The sequence below is a fragment of the Leptolyngbya sp. FACHB-711 genome (assembly GCF_014695615.1).
In the GTDB taxonomy this organism is placed as follows: domain Bacteria; phylum Cyanobacteriota; class Cyanobacteriia; order Elainellales; family Elainellaceae; genus Leptolyngbya_A.
On record NZ_JACJOR010000571.1, the window covers coordinates 1 to 7,350 of the forward strand.

Here is a 7,350-nt window from a genome sequence, read left to right on the forward strand (position 1 = left end):
TATTAATCCAGGGAGAGGAAGGAGTGGGAAAAACTAGCCTAGCATGTCAGATTGCTCTTTGGGCACTGGCAAGCAAAGCAACAGATCGTCCCTGCAAACATCAAATGCTGCCAGTGATCCTTGAAGGAGACCTAGATTTAAAGACAGCAGGAAGTAAAACTCCTATATTTGAAGCAATTCGGGGACAGCTCCAAAACCTTGCTGATGAATCTGATCCTATTTCGGAAGCACTATTAGAACAGCTTCTCCGCAAAAATCGAATTCTAGTCATTGTTGACGGTTTATCTGAAAGAAGTGAGGAAACTAGAAAACAAGTTAATCCTGAATTGCCAGATTTTCTAATTAATGCTTTACTTGTTACTTCTCGTAGTAGTGAGGGATTAAGCAAAGTTACCAAGACAACAATATCCTTCACTATTTAATGAGTGCATCCAAATCTTGTAAATCTTGCAGTGAGAGATACCCATTGAGAATCGATAACTCAATCAACTCAAATCCATAAGCTGTCGATTACTGGAATATGCTTTAAGGGGCAAAGGTAGCGAAGCTGCAACGAAGTGCCATGTAGCGTCTGAAAGCTTTACTGTGTAAGGAATTCAGAAAAATTTTATTGTTTAGCTAAAACTTACCAAGAAATGGTCATTTTCGGGCAAGTTTTGAAGTAAAAAAGGCTTCAAATGCTGATTCTGTCGTAAATTTTGTAGGTAATCCAAGTCCTTTTTTTGGGCAAGTTTCTATTTTTCAAGTTTTTTTGCTGGATTCCCTACTCCTCAATTATTCCAGCGACCGGATGGCACTTCGTTGCAGCTATGCTACCTTTACCCCTACTTAGTTTTGGTCTAAAGTTGGTATTTATTGATGTGCCTTCTTTGGTTTGTAGGGGAAGAAGAGCTATCTGTTGAAACTTTGCCGAAAAAGACTATTAGGCACATTTCTGTAGTACGCCCAAAACTCTCGCTCCGGCGTATTATCACTTCAGACACTGCCGAATCTATTCATTTTCAGTAATCATAGAGGCGGTAACAGTTGAGTTAACCGGACGGCAATAACCTTTGCAACTCACCAGACAACCCATGCTCCGTTCCGGTTCAGCGATTTGTGATGCTACGATCGCACTCTCAAAATTAGCAATTTGTAATTTACATCTATGTACGCTTAAAACACATGCTGAATTTCTTCAACGCACTTTGAGTAATGGCGATTCGCATTTCATAACCTTTGGTAGTCTGTCGCTTTTCCAACCTGATTCATAGAAATAGCGATCGTAGTTGCGTCATCATCACCTGAGAAGGTGATTGCATTTGTTTCATTTAATGTTCCACCCTATGGGTTATTCGCTGAAGCTTCAAATCTCAAATGTTGTAGTTCTTAACAAAGGAGTAAGACCCAATCTACGGTAACAGACAATCTCTATCTATTCATTGCCTTTTACCCTTCTCAAGGTCGATAGACAGCATGGTAAATTACATTCTCATTGGTTTTAACATCAATACCAAGTTCCCAGGCTCCAACAGTTATAGAATTTCTACCAGGCTTAAGTCCTTGTGCTTGAGCCTGTTCAATAGCTGCAGCTAAGGGACTAAGCGGAAATTCACCGCTAGGAGCTCTACCAGGCTGGGCTACTGGATACCTGTCTCTCTTTGCTCGGTACACATAGTCGTCGAGATGCTCTGTAGCATTGGGAACGACATGATAAATCTGTCCGTCTACCCTGAGATTGAAGCTCCTAGGTACTCTAGTACCCCACCAATTGGGACCGAAATTAGATGCCTCCCACCACTGATCTTCTGGATATTCAATTGATGATGAGTTGGGGGAATTTGATGGAGGAAAACCACTATCAGAATTGGGGTCAGGAGGCGGAGTATCATCAGCATCAAGATTGTCTGAACCTGGTCCTCCTTCAAAACTTCTACCATTCTCACTTAAGGTGTCGCTATCACTATTTCCATCAACATCACCAGAGATTGACCCTCTTCCAGAATCGCCGAGAATTTGAGGAAGCCTGAGAATTGTCCTAATGGCTCTTGCAGGAGATGTAACGACCTCAACAACGGCTCGACCAACTGCTTGTCCTGGACGATCGTTGTCCAAAGCTTCCTCATAAGGTTCTGTAAAGTCGTCCCAAGCTTGCCTAGCCACCTGCCCAGGATCTCTCACGGCAGCTTCTAAGCCCGCCCAAGTGTCTCTTACAGCCTGCATCGGATTGGTTATGGTATCCAACAAATCACTTGCTGTTTCTCCTACTACTTCACCAGCACCAACGATAACATCTCGTACAAATGCCTCCGTACTACTATGTGAGTCTTCAACCTCTAATAGTGACTCTGTCGCGGTTTCATCTGCATGGTCTGTGGCAGCGATCGAAACGGGCTGCAAAGGCGCTTTAAAGGCGGCATCCCAGGTTTTCGGACCCACAACTCCGTCTACTTCTAGCCCTTGCGCCTCTTGGAATTTGCGGGCAACTTGTTCGCTTTCTGGTCCATAAAAACCATCTACAGCGATATTAGGGGCATAGCCCTGGTCTTTCATGCGTTGCTGCCACTGTTTCACAGCAGGATCATAAGTTAGGGGTGCTCCCTGCTCATATTTTAGATTTGGAACTGATGGCGTGATTGGATTAGGAGCAGGTGCATTCTCAATCCAATGTTCTGCTGCGTTCGCTGACATGTCTTCATAGCTTGATGGCTCAGGTTCACGGATCTCTTCTCCGTGCCAAGCCGCCGCTGCATCTGCCGACCCATAACGCATTTCATCCGCCTCGTTCCAGCGCTCTGCGGCATTCGCAGATCCATAATTCAGATTCAATGCAGGAGCAGGAATGGTCTCAGATCCAGTGCCTTCTGACACCCGATTAGGTCGCTCACTAGCAATAGCACCATTTAACTGCCAAGTTGAGCTTTCGTGTTCAAAAACGTCGTTATGCAAGTCTTCAGCTTGATTTCTTTTAATCGTAGGCAGAACTTGAGTTGAACGCGATTGGGGTTGAGGGATGAGGTCGTCAGCCAAATCGATCGCGGCTGAGGTATTTAACTCACCATAGCCCGTCTCAGAATCCCATCCTGGTTTCTGCAAATCGATCGCAGTTGACTCAAGCGTTTGCACGACCTGGCGATAGTCTAGTTGTGGGTTTGCGTCCCAAATTTTGGCGATCGCTCCTGTCACTCTAGCCGCCGCTAGAGATGTTCCCATTGCTTCTCTTCCCTGACCAGAGGCAACAAAGTCTAACCCTGCTCCATAGCTGGAATACCCCGCTCGTTTTCCTGCCTCAGTGGCTCCTACTGCAATCACATTGTCAAACTCTTGAGATGCCTGCCCTAAAGCAGACATGGCTCCACCCTGATTGCCTGCCGAAGCAACAACTAGCACCCTATTTGCTTGGGCGTACTTCAAAGCCTCTCTTTCCGCAGCAGTCAATTCATAGCGGGTTGAGACACTGCCATCCGGGTTAGTTTGAGTCAAATCAAAGCTGAGATTGATGACTGCATTGGAGTGCCCTCTTGCTTTTGCCGCATCAACGAAATTCACCAAGGCCTTTGACCATGTTCCGCTTCCCACACTATCTGCTAGCCAATCTGGGAATTGGTGGCCAACCCGCTGAATCACGTCTATTACTTGAGTTCCATGATCTTGTGCCTCGAAGCCAGTATCAATGACACCGATAAAAGATTGATTCAGGCGATCGCCACCATTAGACGGACGTGAGGGTAGAACATTCCCAAAATAAGTTTCGTTATAAGCTCCGTCTAGCCAAGATTCGGCAGCAACTTGAGCGTTTTGGATAACATCTCCAGTCTTTTCGGCAAGATTGCGCCCAACAGTGATAGCACTATCCACGAGTTCTCGGACATCGCGGTTCTCAGACAGATTAGTAACCCATTTTCTAATGAGCCCAACCCCCCGCTGAACGCGATCGGTCAAAGCCTCGCGAAGTTCGTTGTCCGGAGCACTCCAATTTTTCCGAGCTGTATCAATGCCATCCTGCGTGGCTTCGGAGATCTGGGTAACTGTTTCGCTAATGAACTGACGTACACTCGGAGTACTATCCTCAACGATTTTGTCAACGGCATCTAATGCTTTGCCTACTTGTCGAGCAACAGAATCAATTGGAGGAATTCCGCTTTCAAATTCATCGCCATATACTAATGAGGCACCAGCACCAGATTTGGTTTGAGTAGCATTAATGCTGCTGTCATGGCTTGCTCCTGTATCCAAGCCATCAGCAGGATTCAAAAGAGGATGCGTCGAAATGTTTACAAGAGTACTATGAACCTTACTGGGTGGCTGTTTAAAGGGATCACGATTAATATCAGAAATGCTACCAGGTAAACCAGTAGAGGAATCTACGCCAGTCTCCAAGCCGTTTCCAGGATTAATTTCGTTGATAGACATTGGTAGATACCTCTGGCTAGAGCAGGTTTACTAAGACCAAGAGCTCACAGATGAAATCAGAAGTCGCCTTATTCAGAATTCTACACAAAACAGGTTTCAAAAAGTGCTTTACTCAGTTATAGCAATCCAATTTCAAACGACATCAATATTTGGATTTTTAAAGATCAACTACCACCCAAAGTTTTTGAGTATCAAATATTACTCACTAATTACTTATTGTTAGTTTATTAAAAGATTAAGCAGGGACAGAGCTATATAATGCTTTGTAAAGACAAATGCCCATCTAGACGATCTTTATGATATGAAAGTTGCTTCTTTGTCCTAAATCAGCTCATCTCACTATGAGCCATAACACTCATGAACTCAACCCAACACGAGGGCAGGAGAACTGTGGAATATGACATCAAGCCCGTAATAGGTACAAGAGCAAGGTTGGACAATTGTCCTCATCAAATTCTTCTCATTCTATCTTCATTGATTGCTGAAGCGGCATAACGGCTAAGTTGAGCGGCGGCAGATAACCTTCTCTCACAGATAACCTATGTTCCTGCCGCTACCCAAGCGGCAGGAATCCAAAAGCGAGTGGGGTGTCACACGTTTCGTCATAGTTTCGCGACCCATCTGTTGCAGGACGGGTATGACATTCGGGCCGTTCAAGAGCTTTTAGAGCACAAGGATGTGAAGACAATGATGATTTACACCACGTCCTAAATCGAGGCGGACGAGGCGTGAAAAGCCTGCTTGATTCATAACCCCTGGCTCGTGAAGGGGCAGGGTTCGCTCAACGGTCGTTCTGTCCCTGAAAAGCAGTATCAAAAAAGTGGTGTAAACCTAAGCAAGCATAAATGGAGCAATTGCCCTCATAAGTGCAGTTAACTGCACCTCTATTGTCATTCCTAAACATTATCCAATTCCTATGGACAAACTGGAAAAATAGTTGGTATTGACCAGCAGAAGTAATTCATTGGATAACCCTCATCAGACCAACCTTGAAGCTAACATTTCGGGTTAGTCCAATGCTCTACTTCCCTCTAATCCCCAGCATTCACTTGTGGGTAATTGTCAGACTTAATCTACAGGAACGTTCTTAAATTTCTGCCACCACTCCCGGACAGCAGCCTCAGAGCACCCCTTGATCTCAGACACCTCGACAAAGCTCTTTCCTTCTCGGACTAGTGCGACACACTCCAACTTAAACATCTCCGAATAGGTGGGGGGTCTCCCGCCTCCCTTAATCCGAGCACGGCTGGCTCCAGATCGCCTCACCCAACTCTCTACTGTAGACCGCGGAATCTCCATTTCCTTGGAAACCGTCAGCAATGATTTCCCGCTTAGGTAAAGCTCAATGCAGCGTTGCTTATCCTCCTGAGAAAACTGCCGCCGATTTTGCTGAATATTGACGTCTCTGAGCCAACGACTCACAATATCTGCGGGAACCCCAGTTTCCACCTGCACCTGCACTGGCAGCAAACCTTTGAGGGAAAGCTCAACACACTGCTGCTTCTGATGCTCATAATCTCGTGTGGAACTGCCCATCAATCCTACTTCTCGCAACCAACTCAGGAGGATTGTCTGGTTGCCCATTCCTGTAAAGTATTGAATTTGTTCCGTGGTGTAGCCCTTCTGGAACAAGAGGATGCAGTCTCGCTTGAGGGTTGCAGAGTATGGAGGCAACTGCCTTGCTGGAAGGATGCGCGGAAACTCTCCAGGGGCCTCTGGGCATAGCTGTTTCTGCAGCAATTCGATGAATAATTTGAAGCCTGTACAGTCCAAACACGCCAGAAATTGACCTGGTGCTGCGCACTCACACCCCCACTTCCATTCAGACAGAGCCTGTGCTGCAGCTTCATCGTAACGCTCAGCGGTTGCTTGCAATGTACTTAACGTTAATCGAGATGACATAAGATACTCCTAAATAAACAACAACAAGATGAACAAAAATAACAAAACATACGTTTTCTAGATCCAAAGTTAGGGTGAGAATGGACTGTCTATCCAACACCCTAAACCTATGAACCTCTAGGCATGGAGTACCACAGACACCACCTCCCCATCCCGCACCATTACCCGCCTGACTAACATGCCATAAAGCAACTCTCGTTCCTGTTGAATCAGGCTGTACCAGAACGCCACATTGCGGGCATAGAGAGACATCAGGATCTCCTCCGCTGAGGCACTGACAAAGGTGAGGTACTGTGAGTTTCGGATGAACTCCTGAAGCTCCTTCTGCATGTCGCTGTAGGCTTGTTTCAGTGATGCCGTTGGACGTCTTTGCAGCAATAGTTCCGTCTCCGCAATCTGCTCTCGCAATGCTGAAACCTCAGATGATTCCAGCATTGAAATTCGAGCCGCTGATGGAGCCCCAGCGATTTGGACAGCGCGTTCGACAATCTTGCGAATAATTGCCTCATCCAGCTTTTCAGTACGGATGCAGCCCCGGTTTTGACAATGGGCAGAGGTATTGCGGCAGCCATAGTATTTGTATGCTGGACGATACTTGAGGACCATCGGATGTCCACAGCAATCGCAATGGATCAAGCTCGTGAGATAGAAGGTTGCCCCAGGCGTTCCCACCCTGCGATGGTTGGCTTTGATGATAGCCTGCAACTCCTCGAACTGTTCATCCGAGAGGTAACGCTGCTGCGGATGGGTGTCGTACTGGATATCCCATTGCTCGGGGGGAAGCTCACGCTTGGCTTTGTCATACTTGTTGTAAACAGTATGCCCCCGCAGAACAGGATTAAGAATCCATTCCACCAGGCTATGGGGAGCGTTATAGAGCAACAATTCCTTGGATGTGGTTGGGTCAACGCTCTTACGAGTCTTCTCAGTGTAGTAGACACCGCTAAAGACCTCAGCACGGCGTTCCCGATCGTCCTGCAGGATAGCTATTTCCCGCTTATGGGGAATGCCATACTTCTGGCGAAGTGCACCGAGAACTGGACCAGGATGCCTGAG

At 46.4% G+C, this 7,350-nt stretch carries 5 protein-coding genes; 2 read left to right on the top strand and 3 right to left on the bottom strand.

Annotation, left to right across the window (positions count from 1 at the left end; translation table 11 throughout):
- A partial coding sequence (locus H6F80_RS28245; RefSeq protein ID WP_190794844.1) for an NACHT domain-containing protein occupies nt 1-422 on the top strand: 422 nt, incomplete at its 5' end.
- A 1,015-nt stretch (nt 423-1,437) separates the two neighbouring features.
- On the opposite strand, the gene H6F80_RS28250 is transcribed toward H6F80_RS28245, so the two are convergent.
- Nucleotides 1,438-4,392, bottom strand: coding sequence for a S8 family serine peptidase (locus tag H6F80_RS28250; protein WP_190794845.1), 2,955 nt, complete (start codon nt 4,390-4,392; stop codon nt 1,438-1,440).
- A 582-nt stretch (nt 4,393-4,974) separates the two neighbouring features.
- Between H6F80_RS28250 and H6F80_RS28255 the strand changes: the two genes are divergently transcribed.
- Nucleotides 4,975-5,103 carry a tyrosine-type recombinase/integrase gene (locus H6F80_RS28255; protein WP_518523678.1) on the top strand — a complete coding sequence of 43 codons (129 nt, stop codon included), beginning with the start codon at nt 4,975-4,977 and terminating at the stop codon, nt 5,101-5,103.
- A gap of 357 nt (nt 5,104-5,460) precedes the next feature.
- Here H6F80_RS28255 and H6F80_RS28260 read toward each other — a convergent pair whose 3' ends face one another.
- Both H6F80_RS28260 and H6F80_RS28265 read right to left on the bottom strand, forming a co-directional pair.
- A complete protein-coding gene (locus H6F80_RS28260) occupies nt 5,461-6,066 on the bottom strand; it encodes a helix-turn-helix domain-containing protein (protein WP_190794846.1) in 606 nt (201 codons plus the stop codon).
- Between the two features lie 345 nt (nt 6,067-6,411).
- Nucleotides 6,412-7,350, bottom strand: a 939-nt coding sequence (locus H6F80_RS28265) for a recombinase zinc beta ribbon domain-containing protein (protein WP_190794847.1), incomplete at its 5' end; no start/stop codon positions are given.

Bases quoted from the DNA above. Each gene is read 5' to 3' on its own strand.
- H6F80_RS28250 (WP_190794845.1), bottom strand. From the start codon at position 4,392: ATGTCTATCAACGAAATTAATCCTGGAAACGGCTTGGAGACTGGCGTA.